Origin of the sequence: Nocardia gipuzkoensis, assembly GCF_021183645.1 — a bacterium.
In the GTDB taxonomy this organism is placed as follows: domain Bacteria; phylum Actinomycetota; class Actinomycetes; order Mycobacteriales; family Mycobacteriaceae; genus Nocardia; species Nocardia abscessus.
The window spans coordinates 2105280-2123981 of sequence record NZ_CP089225.1 but is presented as its reverse complement, the minus strand read 5'-3'; the positions used below and the strand labels follow the sequence as shown (position 1 = coordinate 2123981).

The 18702-nt window shown below is 67.3% G+C and carries 21 protein-coding genes; 8 read left to right on the top strand and 13 right to left on the bottom strand.

Annotated elements, in window-relative coordinates:
* Window positions 1-23: 23 nt before the first annotated feature.
* On the bottom strand, window positions 24-869 hold the full coding sequence (gene thiD, locus LTT66_RS09780; RefSeq protein ID WP_233066101.1) for a bifunctional hydroxymethylpyrimidine kinase/phosphomethylpyrimidine kinase: 846 nt from the start codon (window positions 867-869) through the stop codon (window positions 24-26).
* Window positions 870-958: 89 nt separating this feature from the next.
* On the opposite strand from thiD, the gene LTT66_RS09775 reads away from it, so the two are divergent.
* On the top strand, window positions 959-2095 hold the full coding sequence (locus LTT66_RS09775; protein ID WP_233066099.1) for a GTP-binding protein: 1137 nt from the start codon (window positions 959-961) through the stop codon (window positions 2093-2095).
* An 80-nt stretch (window positions 2096-2175) separates the two neighbouring features.
* Here LTT66_RS09775 and LTT66_RS09770 read toward each other — a convergent pair whose 3' ends face one another.
* Both LTT66_RS09770 and LTT66_RS09765 read right to left on the bottom strand, forming a co-directional pair.
* Window positions 2176-2799, bottom strand: coding sequence for an NAD(P)-dependent oxidoreductase (locus LTT66_RS09770; protein WP_233066097.1), 624 nt, complete (start codon window positions 2797-2799; stop codon window positions 2176-2178).
* A 109-nt stretch (window positions 2800-2908) separates the two neighbouring features.
* Window positions 2909-3991, bottom strand: a complete 1083-nt coding sequence (locus LTT66_RS09765) for an epoxide hydrolase family protein (RefSeq protein WP_233066095.1) — start codon at window positions 3989-3991, stop codon at window positions 2909-2911.
* Between the two features lie 85 nt (window positions 3992-4076).
* Here LTT66_RS09765 and LTT66_RS09760 point away from each other — a divergent pair, with 85 nt between their 5' ends.
* Both LTT66_RS09760 and LTT66_RS09755 read left to right on the top strand, forming a co-directional pair.
* The gene (locus LTT66_RS09760) at window positions 4077-4721 is read left to right on the top strand and encodes a TetR/AcrR family transcriptional regulator (protein ID WP_233066093.1); all 645 of its coding nucleotides are present in this window, start codon (window positions 4077-4079) and stop codon (window positions 4719-4721) included.
* Window positions 4722-4785: 64 nt separating this feature from the next.
* Window positions 4786-5193 carry a VOC family protein gene (locus tag LTT66_RS09755; protein ID WP_233066091.1) on the top strand — a complete coding sequence of 136 codons (408 nt, stop codon included), beginning with the start codon at window positions 4786-4788 and terminating at the stop codon, window positions 5191-5193.
* A gap of 99 nt (window positions 5194-5292) precedes the next feature.
* Here LTT66_RS09755 and LTT66_RS09750 read toward each other — a convergent pair whose 3' ends face one another.
* Window positions 5293-6093 carry an inositol monophosphatase family protein gene (locus LTT66_RS09750; RefSeq protein ID WP_233066089.1) on the bottom strand — a complete coding sequence of 267 codons (801 nt, stop codon included), beginning with the start codon at window positions 6091-6093 and terminating at the stop codon, window positions 5293-5295.
* Window positions 6090-6941 carry a DUF5919 domain-containing protein gene (locus LTT66_RS09745; protein ID WP_233066087.1) on the bottom strand — a complete coding sequence of 284 codons (852 nt, stop codon included), beginning with the start codon at window positions 6939-6941 and terminating at the stop codon, window positions 6090-6092. Before LTT66_RS09745 ends, LTT66_RS09750 begins: the two co-directional genes overlap by 4 nt.
* Before the next feature lie 135 nt (window positions 6942-7076).
* On the opposite strand from LTT66_RS09745, the gene LTT66_RS09740 reads away from it, so the two are divergent.
* Together LTT66_RS09740 and LTT66_RS09735 are read left to right on the top strand one after the other, a co-directional pair.
* Window positions 7077-7364 carry a hypothetical protein gene (locus LTT66_RS09740; RefSeq protein WP_233066085.1) on the top strand — a complete coding sequence of 96 codons (288 nt, stop codon included), beginning with the start codon at window positions 7077-7079 and terminating at the stop codon, window positions 7362-7364.
* Window positions 7361-7537, top strand: coding sequence for a hypothetical protein (locus LTT66_RS09735; protein WP_233066083.1), 177 nt, complete (start codon window positions 7361-7363; stop codon window positions 7535-7537). The genes LTT66_RS09740 and LTT66_RS09735 overlap by 4 nt, the downstream gene beginning before the upstream one ends.
* Before the next feature lie 217 nt (window positions 7538-7754).
* On the opposite strand, the gene LTT66_RS09730 is transcribed toward LTT66_RS09735, so the two are convergent.
* Complete coding sequence (locus tag LTT66_RS09730; protein ID WP_233066081.1) at window positions 7755-8549, bottom strand: thioesterase family protein; 795 nt, start codon at window positions 8547-8549, stop codon at window positions 7755-7757.
* Window positions 8550-8698: 149 nt separating this feature from the next.
* Window positions 8699-9943 carry a KasA/KasB family beta-ketoacyl-ACP synthase gene (locus LTT66_RS09725; protein ID WP_233066079.1) on the bottom strand — a complete coding sequence of 415 codons (1245 nt, stop codon included), beginning with the start codon at window positions 9941-9943 and terminating at the stop codon, window positions 8699-8701.
* A 39-nt stretch (window positions 9944-9982) separates the two neighbouring features.
* On the opposite strand from LTT66_RS09725, the gene LTT66_RS09720 reads away from it, so the two are divergent.
* Window positions 9983-10540, top strand: coding sequence for a TetR/AcrR family transcriptional regulator (locus tag LTT66_RS09720; protein ID WP_233066077.1), 558 nt, complete (start codon window positions 9983-9985; stop codon window positions 10538-10540).
* Window positions 10541-10547: 7 nt separating this feature from the next.
* Here LTT66_RS09720 and LTT66_RS09715 read toward each other — a convergent pair whose 3' ends face one another.
* Window positions 10548-11009, bottom strand: coding sequence for an SgcJ/EcaC family oxidoreductase (locus LTT66_RS09715; RefSeq protein WP_233066075.1), 462 nt, complete (start codon window positions 11007-11009; stop codon window positions 10548-10550).
* Between the two features lie 90 nt (window positions 11010-11099).
* Between LTT66_RS09715 and LTT66_RS09710 the strand changes: the two genes are divergently transcribed.
* Window positions 11100-11561: a MarR family transcriptional regulator gene (locus LTT66_RS09710; protein ID WP_233066073.1), complete on the top strand. Its 462-nt coding sequence runs from the start codon at window positions 11100-11102 to the stop codon at window positions 11559-11561.
* 45 nt (window positions 11562-11606) lie between these two features.
* Here the strand turns inward: LTT66_RS09710 and thiC are convergent, their stop codons facing one another.
* The 3 genes from thiC to LTT66_RS09695 all read right to left on the bottom strand — a co-directional run bounded on the left by thiC (window position 11607) and on the right by LTT66_RS09695 (window position 15400).
* On the bottom strand, window positions 11607-13259 hold the full coding sequence (thiC, locus tag LTT66_RS09705; RefSeq protein WP_233066071.1) for a phosphomethylpyrimidine synthase ThiC: 1653 nt from the start codon (window positions 13257-13259) through the stop codon (window positions 11607-11609).
* Between the two features lie 197 nt (window positions 13260-13456).
* Entirely contained in the window at window positions 13457-14857 is a 1401-nt protein-coding gene (locus LTT66_RS09700) for a lipase family protein (RefSeq protein WP_233066069.1), read from the bottom strand.
* Between the two features lie 96 nt (window positions 14858-14953).
* Window positions 14954-15400: a hypothetical protein gene (locus tag LTT66_RS09695; protein ID WP_233066067.1), complete on the bottom strand. Its 447-nt coding sequence runs from the start codon at window positions 15398-15400 to the stop codon at window positions 14954-14956.
* Window positions 15401-15528: 128 nt separating this feature from the next.
* Between LTT66_RS09695 and LTT66_RS09690 the strand changes: the two genes are divergently transcribed.
* Complete coding sequence (locus LTT66_RS09690) at window positions 15529-16188, top strand: TetR/AcrR family transcriptional regulator (RefSeq protein WP_233066065.1); 660 nt, start codon at window positions 15529-15531, stop codon at window positions 16186-16188.
* Window positions 16189-16295: 107 nt separating this feature from the next.
* Here the strand turns inward: LTT66_RS09690 and fahA are convergent, their stop codons facing one another.
* Both fahA and LTT66_RS09680 read right to left on the bottom strand, forming a co-directional pair.
* Window positions 16296-17483 carry a fumarylacetoacetase gene (gene fahA, locus LTT66_RS09685; protein WP_233066063.1) on the bottom strand — a complete coding sequence of 396 codons (1188 nt, stop codon included), beginning with the start codon at window positions 17481-17483 and terminating at the stop codon, window positions 16296-16298.
* Window positions 17480-18676, bottom strand: coding sequence for a homogentisate 1,2-dioxygenase (locus LTT66_RS09680; protein WP_233066061.1), 1197 nt, complete (start codon window positions 18674-18676; stop codon window positions 17480-17482). Before LTT66_RS09680 ends, fahA begins: the two co-directional genes overlap by 4 nt.
* Window positions 18677-18702 lie beyond the last annotated feature (26 nt).

Sequence of the window (18702 nt, the reverse complement as noted above, 5' to 3'; positions counted from 1 at the left end):
CGCGTGCGCCGAGCGGTTGCCGGTCAGCTCTGACGCAATCGCCACAGCGGGGACACCGGCCCGTGGCCCGCGCCGAGATCGTAGGCCGCCGCGAGGCAGCGGTAGGTCCACTCCTTGGCGAACTCGACCGCTTCGGGCACCGGATAGCCGTGCGCCAGCGCGCAGGCGATCGCGGCGGCGAGCGTGTCGCCGCCGCCGTGGTCGTTGCCGGTCGCGATGCGCGGCGCGGAGAACTCGAGGAACTGGTCGCCGTCGAACAGCAGGTCGGTGCTGTACTCGGAGGAGCGCAGGTGCCCGCCCTTGACGATCGCCCACCGCGGCCCCAGCTTGTGCAGCGCCTCGGCCGCGCGCCGCGCCGAATCGTCGTCGTCCACGTCGATCCCCGTGAGCAGGCGGACCTCGTCCAGGTTCGGCGTCACCACGGTCGCGAGCGGAATCAGCGTGGAGCGCACCGCGTCGAGCGCCTCGGCGTGCAGCAGCGGATCGCCGTGCATCGAAGCCGCGACCGGATCGACGACCAGCGGGATGTCGCCGTCGCGACCGATGCCGACTTCCTGGCAGACCGCCGCGACCGCCTCGATTATCGCGGTGGAGGCGAGCATGCCGGTCTTCGCGGCGCCCACCCCGATGTCGCCGACGACCGAGCGCACCTGATCGGCTACGACCTGCGGCGGAATCTCGTGAAAGCCGCTGACGCCCACCGTGTTCTGTACGGTCACCGCCGCCACGGCCACCAGCGCGTGCACGCCGCACAGCGCCATGGTGCGGGTATCGGCTTGGATTCCGGCGCCTCCACCGGAATCGGTACCGGCAATGGTGAGCGCCCGGACGGGGGTCTGCCCCTCGGCGGGCAATGGCAGCAATTTCACGCCACAAACCCTACGGCGGTCCCGTTCGCTCGCCACCGGCAACCGGAACCCGGCGACCAGCAGCAAATGAAAATCGTTATCATTAGTGCATGGATTCCGATCTGCTTCCCGTCACCGTGCTGTCCGGCTTTCTCGGGGCGGGCAAGACGACGCTGCTCAACCACATCCTCGCCAACCGTGAGGGCCGCCGGGTGGCGGTCATCGTCAACGACATGAGCGAGGTCAACATCGACGCCGCGCTCGTCGCCGGCCAGGGCCACCTCGACCGCACCGAAGAGAAACTGGTCGAGCTGACCAACGGCTGCATCTGCTGCACATTGCGCGAGGACTTGATCGAGGCCGTCGCCCGGCTCGCTCGCGAGGGGCGGTTCGATCAGTTGGTGATCGAATCGACCGGCATCTCCGAGCCGATGCCGGTGGCGGCGACGTTCGACTGGGAGTTCGAGGACGGATTCCGGCTCGGTGACATCGCCCGGTTGGACACCATGGTGACCGTGGTCGACGCCTCGACCTTCCTCGCGGAAGTGGCGCGCGGCGAGGCGCTCGCCGAGCGGAACCTGCAAGCGGGCGACGGTGACGCGCGCACCATCGCCGACCTGCTGGTGGATCAGGTGGAGTTCGCCGACGTCCTGCTGGTCAACAAGACCGACCTGGTCGGCGCGGCCGCGGCGGGCGCGGTGGAAGCCACGGTGCGCCGCCTGAATCCGCGCGCCCGCGTGCTGCGCACCACGAACGGCGTGGTCGACCTGGCCGAGGTCCTGGATACCGGGCGCTACAACCCGATCGTCGCCGCGGAGACCGAGGGCTGGGCGGAGGAACTCGCCGGCGGGCACACTCCGGAAACCGAGGAGTACGGCATTCGCAGCCTCACCTTCACCGCCGATCGGCCGTTCCATCCGCTGCGGCTGTCCGAGGCGCTGGAACGGTTGCGCGGTCTGCTGCGCAGCAAGGGATTCTGCTGGATCGCGAGCCGGTCGACCCTGGCCGCGGTGTGGTCGCAAGCGGGGCCGAATCTGGTCTTCGAACCCGCCGCCTGGTGGTCGTCGCTGGAAGTGCCGCCGGGGCAGGAGATCGTCTTCATCGGGATAAAACTGGATTGCGACAAGGTGCGCGCGTTGCTGGATGCCGCGCTGCTCACCGACGCGGAGTTCGCCGCTGGTCCCGGTGCGTGGGCCGAGTATTCCGATCCCTTCCCGGCCTGGGGCGAAGTGCACGAGCACGCCTGAAACCCGCGACAACGGCCGCGGCCCACGCTCCCGGCTTCGGGGCGTGGGCCGCTTCTGCGCCACCGCATGGTGCGCCGTCCTCAGTTCGAGATGCCGGCCGCCTGGCGGAGGTAGGTGGTGTCGGTCAGTTGCTCGATCATGAAGCCGGCGATGTCGGCACGAGCGATCTTCAGGGTGAGGCCACGTTCGCCCGCCGGGAACCCGCGCCGGTAGCTGCCGGTGGCCGGGCCGTCGGTGAAGGCGCTCGGCCGCACGATCGTCCAGTCCAGGTCGCTGGCCAGCACGTATTCCTCCTGCTGGACGTGGTCGGCGTAGGCCGGGCGCAGCAGCAGCCCGAACATCACGTACTTCCACAGGAAGTTCAGGTTGCCCCGGCTGTCGCCGACGCCGAGCGTGGTCTGGCAGATCAGCCGCTTGACCCCGGTGCGATTCATCGCGTCGATGATCGCTTTGGTGCCGCCCGCCCGGACCACGCCCTTGCGGCCGTTGCCGAGCGAGATCAGCACCGCGTCCTGCCCCTCCACCGCTCGCTGCACCGAATTCGTGTCCAGCACATCGCCTTCGACTACGCGCAGCCGCTCGTGCCGCTGCCCGACGCTCGCGGCGCTGCGCGTGAATGCCGTGACCTCGTGCCCCTCCCGCAGGGCCTGCTCGACGACGAGGCGACCGACGGTACCGGTGGCGCCGAAGACTGCGATTCTCATGGTTTTCCCTCTTCCGGTCGGAAAGCTGTTGTGTTGTTGCTGAATTCAGTACATCAGCGGGAAGCGAGACGAACCATGGCCGTGAGTCTCGATGACATAAGAGACTGTCTCAGCGCAGCTGGCCGAAAAACTCCGTGATCTCCTCCGCCATCAGCGCGGGCGCGACGTGATGCAGGTAGTGGGTGAACACGTCGTGCGTGCGCCAGGACACGATGTTGTGGTCGCGCTCGGCGAAGCGGCGGATGCCGTGGAAATCGCCGGTGGAGCCGCACAGCGCCAGCGGAACCGTGGACGGCGCCGAGGGGTGCTCGGCCTTGTCCTTCTCGAAGTAGTGCCGGATCGCCGACCCCGCGGTGCCGGTGAGCCAGTGGATCGCGATATTGGTCAGCACGAAGTCGTCGTCCAGGTCCGGGCCGAGCAGCTGCCCGTTCCAGCCGACCAATCCGGCGGGCGAGTCGGTGATCGCGTGCGCCAACGTCTGCGGCTGCTGCGATTGCAGCACGTTGAAGCCCATCTTGTTCTTGACGAACCAGTCCAGGGTGGCCAGTGACTGCTGCTCGCCCTCGTCGAGATCGGCCAGCTCGGCCGGATCGCCGGACGGGAACGAGTACACCTGCGTGACGTGCACCCCGACCACGTTGTCCGGCGCCACCCGGGCGAGTTCCGGGGAGATCTGCGAGCCGCCGTCGTTGCCCACCGCGCCGTAGCGGGGGTAGCCGAGCCGCCGCATCAGCTCCGCCCAGGCGCGGGCGATCCGGCCGTCGTGCCAGCCCGCCTCGGTGGTGGGGCCGGAGAATCCGTATCCCGGCACGGAGGGGATCACCAGGTCGAATCCGGCCGCCGTGAGCGGCTCGATGACGCCGATGAACTCGACGAAGGTGCCCGGCCAGCCGTGCGTGAGGATCAGTGGAAAGGCGTTGTCCCGCGCGGACTTCACGTGCAGGAAGTGAATGTTCTGGCCGTCGATCTCGGTGGTGAACTGCGGGTAGGCGTTCAGGGAGTTCTCGACCGCGCGCCAGTCGAACCCGTCGCGCCAGTATCCGACCAGGTGCCGCACCCGCTCCACGCTCACTCCGTAGGTGTCGCCCGAGCCGGGGATCTGCTCGGCCCAGCGGGTGCGGGCCAGGCGATCGCGCAGGTCGTCCAGATCGGCCTGGTCGACGTGGATGCGGAAGGGGGTGATGACGGTCATGTCCTGCTCCTTTGAAACGGAATGCTCTGTTCTGTTCTAACCGTAACAGAACGGATCATTCCGTTTCAAGTGCTATCCTCGATGCATGCCGAAGACATCCGAAGCCCCAGCTCAGAAGGGCCTACCCGGCCGCAAGGCCCAAGCCGCCCGCAACGACGGCCTCATCCTGGAGGCTGCCCGCGCGGTGTTCCTCGCCGACGCCACGGCCCCGATCTCCGCCGTCGCCGAACGCGCCGGCGTCGGGATCAGCGCGCTGTACCGGCGCTATCCGAGCAAAGAGGTGCTGCTGCGCACGCTCTGTCACGACGGCCTGCGCCGGTACAACACGGAAGCCGACGCGGCACTGGAGGACCAGGACGGCTGGAGCGGCCTGGTCGGCTTTCTGGAGCGCGTGGTGGACGCCGACGTGCACTCGCTCACCGTGCACCTCGCGGGCACCTTCACCCCTGACGAATCGCTTCTGCCCGATGTCCGGCACGCCGCGGAGGTGACGGAGGAGATCGTGCGCCGCGCCCATGCCACCGGCAAGCTGCGTCCGGACGTGACCCCACAGGATCTCGGCCTGATCCTGGAATCCTGCGCCGCCGTCGCGGTGCCCAGCCCGGAGCGCACCGTCCAGCTGCGCCGTCGCGTGCTCGCGATGCTGCTGGCCGGGTTGAGCGCGGACGGCGAATTGCCCGGCCCGCCGCCCGCGCCGGACGAGTTCAGCTGGCGTTGGGCGCGGCGATGAATTTCCCCGCCTGAACCGGTCCGCACTGATACGAATACCGCTGTCCGCACCGAAAGGATGTGCCGTGAACTGGACACTCGAGGTAGTGATCGTGCCCGTGTCGGATATCGACCGGGCCAAGCAGTTCTACGCCGAGCAACTCGGCTTCGCCGTCGACCACGACACCAAGATCGACGACAACGTTCGTATCGTGCAACTCACCCCGCCGGGCTCCGGATGCTCGATCGTGATCGGCAAGGGCGCTGTGCCGGACATGCCCCCCGGCTCCCTGCAGGGCCTGCAACTGGTGGTCAACGACCTGCGCAAGGCCCACGAAGAACTGACCTCCCGCGGCGTCGAAGTAACCGAAATCCAATCCCTCGGCGAAAACCCGACCCCCATGCCCGACCCCTTGGACAACGTCGGATTCTTCTTCTTCACCGACCCCGACGGCAACGGCTGGGGCGTCCAGCAGATCTCCACCCGTCCGTGAGCGACTGTTACCGGCAACGGCCCTGACGCCTGGAGTCGGTGAAGAAGATTCGCCGCTGCTGGAGGGTCCGTGCCGGTCCTGTCATCGTCTGCTTGACGGTCAGCGAATCACTTCGTTGACCAGGACCATGAGTTGGTCGGCGATGGCGGGTGTCGCGGCGATCGTGTCGGGAGAGTCGAGGCTGTGCCTGCGGGCGGCCGAGTCGAGGACGACAGCCCCCGCCTCACGCGCGATGAGCACACCGGCGGCCGTGTCCCAGGGCTTATTGGACAGCATGACGCAGGCATCGGTCCGTCCCTCGGCGACCCAGACGAGATCGAGGGCGGCGGATCCGAACATTCGCACCCGCTCGACGGTTGCCGCCAGTGCAGCGGTGAGTGCAATGCGGCGTTCGTTTTTAGGCTCCGCGTCCACTCCGACCGCGTAGTCGCCAACGGAAACGATGGCCCGGTTGAGCGTTTCGGCGTTGCTCGCCTTGATCGGCTTGTCGTCGCCCCACGCCCCCTGTCCAGCCGCAGCGCAGTACTCCAGGCCGAGGAACGGTGCGCTGACGACACCGATCACCGGTTCGCCGTCGTGCACCAGAGCCAGCGACACGGCACAGAGCGGCAGCCCATGGATGAAGTTGGAAGTTCCGTCGATCGGGTCGAGAACCCACAGGTATCCGCCAGTGCAATCGAGCGACACCTCTTCTAGTTCCTCACCCAGAAAACCGATTCCGGGTGTCGCCTCGGCCAGATATCGTCCGATATGGTCCTGAATTCGGTGATCCAAGTCGGTGGCGTAGTCGCGGTCACCCTTGATCTGGATGTTTCCCCGATCGGCGGTGCGGAGAAGTTCGGCGCCTCCGTCGACTGCCGACCGGGCGATCTGGAGTAGTTGGTCAAGACTCACTGTCATACCGCCGGAACCTCCCGGGCGCTGGACCACATCGTTTCGAAGATCTCGGAGAAAGTGTCGAAGAGCCCTGGCGGCTCTGATTTTCGAGCGACCAACGTCGGCGATTCGACTCCCCGAGCTCTCGGCAGGTAGGGCTGAATGATGCAGACTGCCGAGTCGACGATGGTTATATTGAAGCGAACGGTCTCATCGTATGTGCGGATCTGGATGGGCTGCGCCTGCTGTGTCGCATATCGCTTCTGCGCTCGTATCAGGCACTTCATGTTGAGTTCGGTAAGGCTCGACAGCACTCCCGGGCTATGTCCCTCCTCGCTCTCCCGGGCGCGAATGTGAGTGCCGTTTGGATCAAGGAAAAGGCAGCGAAGTATGGCGCCGGAATCGAGCAACTTCATGAGGTCGCTATCCGAGTACTGCTGACAAAGCAGATTCAGTGATAGTCCCGCCATGTCGATTCGGCGGGTACCTTCGAAGAGTTTTCGTGGGGGCATCGCGTGAAGAAAGTCGGCTCGGTTGGCGAAGATTGCCTCGACATCGGCCATGATGTGATCGGAAGACCTGATGCGAGCACCGTTTTCGCGGGCCGACCGGATCTCACTGGAATTCGTGCAGTCGTCGAATAGTTCATCGGCCGACCAGCCGGGGAACATGGCCTCCAGAATCCGGCGATGATGAGGGTACGGCAAACTGGTCAGATTTCCAGAAAGCCAACGATAGAACTGGGCCTTCTTGGGCCCGGCGCCGACGAGTTCGGGTTCGGAGCTGCGCGCGATGCGATCGTATTCGCGGTTGAACGCGGAGACGGTCTGAAGGTGGCGCTGTTGCAGCAAGGCTTTCAGTACAGTTCCCACAGGTGCACACCCTTCGGGTTGTCCTGACGGTAGGGCGGAGATGAGACATAGAAGATACCTCTGCCTGTTCCGCTGATCAAGGTGATGCATTCGTGGCGGCGCGGGCAGACCGGCGCGCTCCCGACACTCTTCCGCATGTATCAGATCGTCACCGCAGGAATCGTTGCGGTCGCGCTGGCGCTGCTGGCCGTAGGCACCTTCTATGTCCTGCCGTACTTACTCGATAGAGATGACGTACTACCACAATCAGCAGTGCCCGCTACCGACATCATCGACCGTCTCGACATCGAGAACGCTCATGCGACTATGCAAGACCACGTCCGTTGCAGCATTGAATCGTGTCCGGACAAGGCCTATGCGTGGACTTTGGTAGATGCCGGGCACATTGTCCCGGACGAACGCGCCCAGCGTAGGGCGCCATGACCCCGGCCGTGGACGCAGCTATCGTTCGAATCCGCCACCGCGTCTGCAGTGAACAACCCGGCGATCTCTCCCTCGACGTCGCGAAGATCATCCTGACCCAGCACGCCGGGCACGGAGCGGAGTGCCTGCAATTCCTCGGTGCACTGGAACGAGTTTCGGTGGTGTGCGGATGAGGCCGCGTCAATCGCGCATGCGGTCGTCGGTGTCTGCGCAGCGGTCGTAGTCGCCAGCTTGGCGACTCGGGGACGACGCTGTGGCTCCGCGCTCGGAACGAGCGACGATTCCTCGCGATCTTCTTCACCAGCCGTGATGGCAACGTGCGTGCCGCGCAGCAGGGTTCGACCCGTCCGCGAGCCGGTCGGTGACGAACGTCGAGTGGGTCTGCCTCGGCTAGCGGGTGCCGAGGAAGAGGGTTTGCGTGCTGCGGCCCAATGGACCCTTTTCGTCGTAGAGCGCCGATTCGGCCATACCTATGCCATGGGGTTGGGGGTAGGTGACGGCGTCGAGGCAGACCCATTCGCCTGCGGGCTGGCGGTGCAGGGTGACCGTGAGATCGGTGTTGATGAACAGGAACTTCGACCAGTCCAGGATCGCGCTGACGCCGTTGCCGGAATCCGCGGCCGCGAGGGTGCGCTCCAGCGGGCTGGGTTCGGTGCCCGCGACGATCGGGTGCTTGATCCTGATCCAGCAGACCGCCGGGCCGGGTTCGGTGAAAGACCCGCTGACGAAGCGGTATTCGATGGCGGTGTGGAAGCCGACCGGCTGGGTGGACGGGAACGGCGCGGGCACGTCCGCCTGCTCGGGGCCCGGGCGCGTGCCCGCGGGCAAGAAACGTTCCGGCAGCGGCAATTCCGGTTCGGCCAGCTTGAACCGCCAGGCATTCGCCCGCATCACCGGCCCGCGCTCGGAGGACAGCGTCGCCTCGATGAGTTCCACGCTGCGGCCGGGGCGCACGACGCGTGCCACCGCGGTGAGCGGTTCCAGCGGCACCGGGCCGAGGATCTCGACCGCGACCCGGCCGACCTGAAACCCCTGGCGCGGCTCGCACCGCTCGATCACGTGACCGAGCAGCGCCGAGGGCGGGCCCGCGTGCTGGGCGTCCGGCGACCAGGGGCCGCGGGTCAGCTCGGTCGAGAGGAACCGACCCGGCTGATCCGGGTCGGGGAGGTAGAAGGCGTCACTCACGACTGTGCCTCTCCGGCGCTCGGCTCGGTCGTGGGTGACCACGGGATGTGTCCTCGGTTGCTGCGCTGGCGCTCACCCACGTCGTACGTCCCTCCGGGCCGATCGGTCTTTTCTCTCGACGGTAGCCGGGCTTCTGAGCCGCGCTGCCGTCAGGCCCGCCCGAACGCGAGGGCCACATTGTGCCCGCCGAAGCCGAACGAGTTGTTCAGCGCGAAGTCGATGCGCTGGGTACGCGGCGCACCCGCGACGACGTCCAGGTCGATCGCCGGATCGCGGTTGTCGAGATTCAGGGTGGGCGGAACGACCTGGTCTCGGAGGGTGAGCATGGTGACCAGCGATTCCAGAGCGCCGACCGCTCCGATCGAGTGACCCAGCGCGGATTTCGGCGCGTAGACCGAGGCATCGGGCACGACGGACGCTATCGCGTTGGCCTCCGAGGCGTCGCCGATGGAGGTCGACGTGGCGTGTGCGTTCACATGCTGGATGTCCGAAGGGCGCAGTCCCGCGGTCTCGATGGCCTTGCGCATCGCGCGGGCTGCGCCGATACCCTCCGGTTCGGACGCGACGATGTGATAGGCGTCGGAGGTGATGCCCGCGCCGAGCACGCGCCCGTGCACGGTGGCGCCCCGCGCGCGTGCGTGCCGCTCCGACTCGAGCACCAGCAGCGCTCCCGCCTCGCCGAAGACGAACCCGTCGCGGTCCCGGTCGAACGGGCGGGACGCGCGTTCCGGATCGTCGTTGCGGGTGCTCATGGCGCGCATCATGGCGAAGCTCGCGATGGGCACGGCGTCGATGTGTCCTTCCACGCCGCCCGCCACCACCACGTCCGCCTCGCCGGTGGTGATCAGCCGCCAAGCGTGCGCGATCGCCTCCGATCCCGACGAGCACGCCGAGACCGGTGCGAAAATCCCTGCTCTGGCACCGATTTCGAGGCCGACGGTGGCGGCGGGCCCGTTCGGCATCACCATCGGCACCGACATCGGCGGCACTTTCCGGTAGCCGCCGGTGCGCATCGCGTCCACCGCCGAGATCAGCGCGTCGCCGCCGCCGAGCCCGGTGCCGACGGCCACCGCCAACCGGTCGCCGTCCACCTCGGGCGCCCCCGCCGAGCGCCACACCCGGCGGCCGAGGACCAGCGCCATTTGCTCGACGTAGGAGTGCCTGCGCTGTTCCACCCGGGTCAGCTCGGTGCTCGGCTGCGACTTCAGCTTGCCGCCGATGCGGACCGGCAGGTCGTACTCGGCCACGAAATCGTCTTCCAGCGCGCCGATTCCGCTGTGCCCAGCCAGCAATCCGGACCAGGTCGTATCCATGTCGTCGGCCAGCGACGTGGTGGCCGCGTATCCGGTGACCACGACCGAATCCCGAGTTTCTGAAGCGATTGTTACAGTCACGATGTCATGAATACCTGTACCAATCGCTACAGTCAACCCATGGCCCGCCCACTCGACCACGCCAAACGCGCCGAACTCCTCGCCGCCGTCGTGCGCTACATCGCCGATCACGGCCTCGCGGACCTGTCGTTGCGCCCGCTGGCCGCCGAGCTCGGCACCAGCTCGCGCATGCTGATCTACTACTTCACGACCAAGGAGGAACTGCTGGTCCAAGCACTGTCGACGCAGCGCCCCGATATCGCGGCCCTCTTCGCCGGCATCCGGGACGCGTCCGAACTCCGCGCTCGGCTGTGGAACTTCTGGACCGCCAATACCTCGGGTGACGGCCGCACGAGCGTCCGGGTGATGCTCCAAGTCCTCGGCGCGGCGTGCGCCCCGCGCAGTCCGTACATCGACTACGCCACCTCGGCCATCGTCGTCTTCGTCTCGGCGCTGGCCGACGGGCTGCGCGGACTCGACTCCATCGATGACCCGGAAGCCGTTGCCACCCTGCTCGTTTCGGGACTGCGCGGCATTTTGCAGGACCGGCTGATCACCGGCGAGGTCGAGCGCACCGATCGCGCGGCCCGCCGCCTGATCGAGCAGACGGTGCGGTGAGCGCCGCTCAGCCCCGCGGCGCGGACGGGGTCTGACGTGAATCGAACTTCCTCGCGAAGGTTTCCAGCAGCCAGTGGTATTTGGTGTTCTGGAACGCGGCGATCTGCCATCGGCCGTCTCGCCGCACGGCGACGGTGGTCTGCACTTTCGTGTTGCGTCGAGTACGCCGCTGTTTGCCTTTGAGTACCGCGCCTTTGCCGTGGACGACCGCGACGTCGGGGGTGAGGAAACGGAGTTGGGTGATCTCCCCGTCCAGGTGAGTGCCCTTCAGGAACTTCTCGAACAGCGATATGTGCGAGACGGCGATGTCCGCCCGGCCTTTGAAGTGCGTGCCGACCCAGGTGACGTAATCCGCGTCCGGTGTGAACACGGCGGCGAAAGCTTCGGCGTCGCCGGCGGCCCACGCCTCGGCCTGCCGATCGAGCAGGTCACGGATGGCGTCCTCGTCGGTGCGCTGGTCCACGGACATGGCAACTCCCGTAAGATGAATCGATCAATAATTGATCGAGTAAATAGTTGACTGAGTAAGATACTTACCGAGTATGGCAAGGTTGTCAACATGTCGAACCGTGCGGAGTTGGATGTCGCGCTGACGTTGGCCGCCCAGCGCAGTGCCACCGACGCCGTGATGATGCACCAGGCGGTGGCCGATCGACTCGGCTTGCACGTCACCGACCTGCGCTGCCTGAACCTGCTGCGCCTCGGCGGCCCGGCTACGGCGGGCGAACTCGCCACCCAGACGGGCCTGACCACCGGCGCCATCACGCGGATGATCGACCGGCTGTTGAAAGCGGGCTACGTCCGCCGGGAACACGACGAGCAGGACCGGCGGCGGGTCATCGTCAGCGTGGTCCAGGAGAAGATCGACAAGATCGCGCCGCACTACGAGGTACTGGCGAACGAATTCGGCGCGGCCATGGCGGATTACACCGCTGAGCAGATGGAACTCGTACTCGCGGTGTTCGACCGGCTGCACGAGACGTCGCTGCGGGTGACCGCCTTGCTGCGCGCGGAAGAGTAGAGCAATCCCGCCGCCCGCCGGAATACAGCGGGCGGCGGGAGGTCACTAGGAGACGACGGGCAGGTAGACGGCATTGCCGCGGTCGGCGAACTCGGCCGACTTCTCGGCCATGCCGGCTTCCAGCGCCTCGGCCTCGTTCAGGCCCTGGCGCGCGGCGTACTCGCGCACGTCCGCGGAGATCCGCATCGAGCAGAACTTGGGGCCACACATGGAGCAGAAGTGCGCGGTCTTGGCGGGTTCGGCGGGCAGTGTCTCGTCGTGGTACTCCCGCGCGGTGTCCGGATCCAGGGACAGCGCGAACTGATCGCGCCAGCGGAACTCGAAACGCGCCTTGGACAGCGCGTCGTCGCGCTGCTGTGCGTGCGGGTGGCCCTTGGCGAGGTCGGCGGCGTGCGCGGCGATCTTGTAGGTGATCACGCCCACTTTCACGTCGTCGCGATTGGGCAGGCCCAGATGCTCCTTCGGCGTGACGTAGCAGAGCATCGCGGTGCCCGCCTGCGCGATGATGGCGGCGCCGATGGCCGAGGTGATGTGGTCGTAGGCGGGTGCGATGTCGGTGGCGAGCGGGCCGAGGGTGTAGAACGGCGCCTCTTCGCACCATTCCTCCTCGAGCCGGACGTTCTCCACGATCTTGTGCATCGGCACGTGACCGGGGCCCTCGATCATCACCTGCACGCCGTGCGATTTCGCGATCTTGGTCAGTTCGCCCAGGGTGCGCAGTTCGGCGAACTGCGCCTCGTCGTTGGCGTCGGCGATGGAGCCGGGCCGCAGGCCGTCGCCCAGGGAGAAGGTGACGTCGTAGCGCGCCAGGATCTCGCAGAGTTCCTCGAAGTGCGTATACAGGAACGATTCCTGATGATGCGCCAGGCACCAGGCGGCCATGATCGACCCGCCGCGCGAGACGATGCCGGTCACCCGCTTGGCGGTCAGCGGCACGTAGCGCAGCAGCACGCCCGCGTGCACGGTCATGTAGTCCACGCCCTGTTCGCACTGCTCGATCACGGTGTCGCGGTAGATCTCCCAGGTGAGCGCGGTGGGATCGCCGTTCACCTTCTCCAGCGCCTGGTAGATCGGCACGGTGCCGACCGGGACGGGGGAGTTGCGCAGAATCCACTCGCGGGTCTCGTGGATGTTCTTGCCGGTGGACAGGTCCATGATGGTGTCCGCGCCCCAGCGGGTCGCCCACACCATCTTCTCCACCTCCTCGGCGATCGAGGAGGAGACGGCCGAGTTGCCGATGTTCGCGTTGATCTTGACCAGGAATTTCTTGCCGATGATGGTCGGCTCGAGTTCTGGGTGCTTGTGGTTGGCGGGGATCACCGCGCGGCCCGCGGCCACTTCTTCGCGCACCACCTCTGGCGCGACCCCTTCGCGCGCGGCGATGAAGCGCATCTCCGGCGTGATGATGCCTTCCCGAGCCCAGGCGAGCTGGGTGGGTGCACCCGCCCCCTCGGGCTTGGCCCAGGTGTCGCGCAGCTTCGGTAGACCGGCTTCGAGATCGATCGCCGCCGTCTCGTCGGTGTACGGGCCGGACGTGTCGTAGACGTCGAAGTGCTCTCCGTTGGTCAGGTTGACCCGGCGCACCGGAATGCGCAGGTCCTCGACCTCTAGATAGTGCTTGACGCTGCCCTCGATGGGGCCGGTGGTGACGCTGTCGACGGGTGCGGATCGGCCGTCGGACGCATTGGCGAGTGCCATCTTTTTCCTCCCTACGCCGGCATTACCCGGTCAGGTTCATACGGTCGACGGCCCTGACGCCTCTCGGCTAGCCGTCCTCTCAGCCCGCTGGTGCGAGCCCCCGTTGGTTGTGAAATTTTCCCGCCCGACCATACCCGGACGACCCCAAGCCGTGCCCGGCGATTCGCCGGGATGGGGTGAACTACCAGGTGGCGGCGTCAGCGCTCGCGCGGGCCGATCGGGAATCCGAAGGCGCCGAAGGTCGCGTTCAGATTGATCTCGAGCTGGGACATCAACGCGTCGGCATCGGCGAGCATGGACACGACGTCCTCGGTGCGGCAGCCGGGCTGATCCGGAGCGTTCGGCGCCAGGCGCTCTTTCAGCCAATTGAAGGTGTCCGCCATGCCCAGCGAGGGCAGCGTCAGGTGCTCGCTCAGGTGGTCGCGCTTGAACAGAACGGAAGCGCCGCCCGCGCAATACTGTTGTGCCAAGCGCTCATTGGTCCAGATCGGCACCGCCTCGTCGAAGACGCCGTGGTAGAGGAAGATCGGTGCGGTGGGAATGTTGCGGCCCAGCACGGTCGCGTCGAACACCTCTGCTATCTCCGGGACGGCGAGGAAGTCGGCGATCGGAATCGTCAGCATGCGCTGATAGTCGACGAACATCTGGGTGAGCGCGTTGCGCGGCAGGCATTGCGTCGCGGTCCGGTCCATCAGCGCTCTGCCCTCGGGCGTCAGGTAGCGGTCGGACGCCGCGCGGAACGTCGGGTACGCCTTGCGCAGCGACGAGATGCCGATGCCGATGAGGCTGGCGAACATCGAGCCGTTGACGTGCAGCAGGGACACCACGTCCGAGGTCGGCGCACCGAGAGCAACGCCCTTGACGTTCAGTTCCGGTGCGTAGGCCGGCTGCATCTCGGCGGCCCAGCCCGACCCCATCCCGCCGCCGGAGTACCCCCACAGCGCGATCGGGGTGGACGGGCCGTCCAGGCCCAACGGCTCGAAGCGCTCGGCGGCGCGGATGCCGTCCAGCGTCATGTATCCAGGTTCTTCGGCCACCGCGAGATGCCCGTCCAGCCCCTCGTAGTCCGGGACGGACACCGCCCAGCCCTGGCTGAGCAGGGCCGCGATCGCGATCAGTTCGCTCTGGGAGTGGATGCCTTCGAGTCCGGGCAGACCCGCGCCCTGGCGCAGTACGAACGACGGGGCGCAATCCGGGCTCGCGCTGTCGTAGTAGAACTGCAACGAGACCAGCGGACGGGAGCGGTGCGGATCGGCGCCCGCAGGCAACAGCACCGTGGTCACCGCCGCGGCGGGTTGCCCGAACAGATCGGTGGTCCGGTACAGCAATTGCCAGGACCGCACATTCAGCGGGAGCGCGGTGAGCACTGCCAAGCGCACCTCACGTGCGCGCAGGATCTCGCCCGGTTCGCGGGACTCGAGTCCTTCCGGCGTTTCGTAGAACGAATCCGATCGAGGGAGTGGCACCGCCGCCGCGGGTGCCGCTCCCGCGAGCAGGGTGCAGCCCGCCACAACCACCGTCACCACAACCGCCGCCAGCGCGCGCACGCCGCGAGGGCCGCTTCGCTCCGCAATGCTCACCGCCACGTCCTTCCTCATCGACGTGACAGTGATTACAGCATGGCATCTGTTTACCAACAAGGGTTCTTGTTGAAAATGCGCCATGCCCGCTCTCGGCGGGATGCTCGGCTGTGATTACGGGTCTTCCGTGGTCTCCGGCGCAGCCGAATGGCCCGGCGCGCCGTGGGTGCGGCGGGCCTCCTTCATCTCGGCCTCGTAGATGTGGCGGCGACCGTCGAGCAATTCGTCCCGGGCGGCTCGTTCGATGTCGCGGAACAGGCCGTAGTAACCGTCGTCGTACTCCTCCACGATCTGGAACGTCCAGCGTCCGGTCAGGACGTTGCGGCCGATCAGCTCGGCGGCTATCCGATCGGCGAATCGAGCGTGACCGGCCTCGCGGAACAGCTCCACCGCTTGGTCGAGAGCCAGATCGGCTCCGCCGGTCAGCTGGTGGAAGGCGTACAGGTGGCCACGGGCGCGTTCGACGGTTTCCAGAGCTTCCGACAGTTTGCCGGTGGCGGCGACGGTGGCGTCGTCGACGCCGTCGGGGCGGCGGTGCGCAACATCCGGGCGATCGGTCATGACCTCGCTCCTTGTCCGGCGTATGTGGCGGCTGTAGCGGCGGCGTACCCGGATGGGGTCGCGCTCAAGCGCCGGTGGGCCGCTGCGGCACCCGGCGCCGACTGGCGTTCCCCGGCTATCGTCGAGGCATGACCCGCAGCACCTCCGCCGCGCGGCCTGCCGCGAGCCCGGCGCGGCGCCGGATCCGTGGACTCGACGCCGAGCAGCGCAGCGCCCAGCGGCGCAGCCAGCTCCTCGACGCCGCCACCGAACTCTTCGCCGAACAGGGCTTCGCCGGAACCTCGATCGAGCAGATCTGCCAGCGCGCGTACGTGGGGACCAAGGGCTTCTACGACCACTTCGAGAGCAAGGAAGCGTGCTACCTCGCCTTGCTCGAGCAGGTGACGGCACAGATTCAGCAACGCGTCGCGGATATAGCGGCCACCACCGCGGACGCGGCCTGGCCGCAGCGCGTGGCGGCGATCGTCGGCGCGTTCGTGCACGCCATCACCGACGATCCGCGACTGGGCAAAGTGACCTTCGGCGCTGCGGGCGGTATCTCACCCGAGGTCGAACGGCAACGCCGCGCCAACCGCCGCTGGGCGGCGGCGTTTCTCGATCGACAGTGGTCTCCCGGCGATCGCCCGCAGCTGGCCTTGGCCACCATCGGCGGCATCTTCGAACTCGTCGCCGACTGGCTGCACACCGACCCGGCCCCGTCCCCCGACACCCTGATCGATGACCTCACCCACTTCGTCACCGTAGTGGAGTCCGGCCGCCGACCCGGCGAGCTTCGCACCGACGGCTGACTCCTCGCACCGGCGCGACCGACGCGAGGAGGGCGCTGGATCAGTTCGTATGGAACCCTCCGGAAGCGAACGCTACTGGCCGTAGGATTTTCTGCGAAGCCCTCGATTCAGGGGTCGTCGGTGGGATGCGCGGGGAGGATGCGCCCGGTGACCGCGCCCAATCCGATCCGGGCCGCACGCGGACCGGGAGCTGACGCGGTGATCGTCACTTCGTCGCCGTCCTCCAGGAAGGTGCGCTCTCGCCCGTCGACCAGGACCGGGCGGCTGCCGCCCCAGGACAACTCGATGAACGAGCCGCGCTGGTCCGGTGCGGGACCGGAGATGGTCCCGGAGGCGTACAGATCGCCGGTGCGGGTGGATGCGCCGTTCGCGGTGAGATGGGCGAGCATCTGCGCCGGTGACCAGTACATCCGGGCATACGGCGGGTACGTGACCGGTTGGCCGTTCCACGCCACGGTGAGCTCGATGTCCAGGCCCCACGGCTCGGTTCCCCGCAGATAGGGCAGGGGCGCGGGCGACTGCTCGGGCAGCGGTATCCGCGCGGCCTCGAGCGCGGCCAGCGGGGTGATCCACGGCGACATCGAGGTCGCGAACGACTTCCCGAGGAACGGGCCGAGCGGCTGGTACTCCCAAGCCTGGATGTCGCGCGCGGACCAATCGTTGACCAGCGCGACGCCGAAGACCCGGTCGGCGAACTCGTCGATCCCGACCGGTACGCCGAGCCGCGAGCCGACCCCGATCACGAAGCCGAGTTCCGCCTCGATGTCCAGCCGCCGCGACGGGCCGAAATCCGGTGCGCGGGAAGCCGTTGCGCGCTGGCCGCGGGGCCGCGCCACCGCGGTGCCGGAGACCACTACGGTGCCCGCCCGCCCGTGATAGCCGACCGGCAGGTGACGCCAGTTCGGTAGCAGCGGGTCACCGTCCGGGCGGAACAGGCGGCCGAGGTTCGTCGCGTGATCGATGCTCGCGTAGAAATCCACGTAGTCGCCGATCCGCACGGGCAGCCGCAGTTCCACGTCGGCCAGACGGTGAACGGCGGCGCCGTCCATCTCGCCGTCGACCGATTCGCGGACCCTTTCGCGGACCGCGCGCCAGCGTGCGGGGCCCTGGGCCAGGAAGGCGTTCAGGCTCGGTGCGGCGAACACCGGGTCATCCAGTACCGCGGCCAAGTCGATGACCTGGTCACCGAGCCGCACCCCTACCCGGGGAGCTCGGCCCTCCGGAGCGAAAACCCCGTACGGCAGGTTGTCCGCACCGAACAGCGAGCCGGGGGGTACCTCGACCCTGGTCCTCACTCGGGGCCCCGCCCGGACCAGGTCCACGCGTAGGTCGGGTCATCGCAGGCCAGAGCGCCCTCGCCGAGTTCCAGCGGGCGGAAGGTGTCCACCATGACGGCCAGTTCGTCGAAGTACTCGATGCCGATGCTGTTCTCGTAGGCGCCGGGCTGTGGACCGTGGGCGTAGCCGCCGGGGTGCACCGACACCGAGCCTTGCGTGATCCCCGACCCTTTGCGCGCCTCGTAGTTCCCGCCGCAGTAGAACATGACCTCGTCGGAATCGACGTTGGAGTGGTAGTAGGGCACCGGGATCGATAGCGGGTGGTAGTCCACCTTGCGCGGAACGAAATTGCAGACGACGAAGTTGCCGCCTTCGAACGCCTGATGCACGGGCGGCGGCTGATGGATGCGTCCGGTGATCGGCTCGAAATCCGCGATGTTGAAGGTCCACGGATACAGACAGCCGTCCCAGCCCACCACGTCGAACGGGTGGGTGGCGTAGACCATCCGGGTGCCGACGACCTGTCCGCCCGGCCGATGCTTGACGAGCACTTCGACGTCGGCGCCGGACGCGGTGATCGTCTCGGCCGGTCCGTGCAGGTCGCGCTCGCAATACGGGGCATGCTCGAGCAACTGGCCGAACTTCGACAGGTAGCGCTTCGGCGGCGTGATATGACCGGTCGCCTCGATCACATACGCCCGCAACGGTTCCGGGCCGGTCGGCCGCCAGCGGTGGGTCGTGGCACGCGGGATGAGCACCTGGTCGCCCTGGCGCGCGGGCAGCGCGCCGAACACCGTCTCGACCACCGCGGCGCCGGATTCCAGGTACACCAGCTCGTCGCCGATCGCGTTGCGGTACAGCGGTGATCCGCATTTGGCGACGACGTAGGAGATGCGCACGTCCGCGTTGCCGAGCAGCAGGCGCCGCCCGGTGACCGGATCGGTCTCGGCCGGGGTGTCGCCGGGGAACAGGGTGTGCAGGCGCAGATGGCGGTGGCGCAGTGGATGATTCGGCGTCGTCCGCTGATCGGGCAGCTCCCACACCGTCGAGTCGACCAGTGCGGGCGGCAGGCCGCGGTGATAGAGCAGCGAGGAGTCGCCCGAGAAGCCCTCCTCGCCCATCAGCTCCTCGTAGTAGAGCCGGCCCTGCTCGTCACGATGCTGGGTGTGCCGCTTCGGCGGTACCGCACCCACTTGCCGATAGAACGCCATGACCGTTCCTCCGCCAGCCGGTGGTC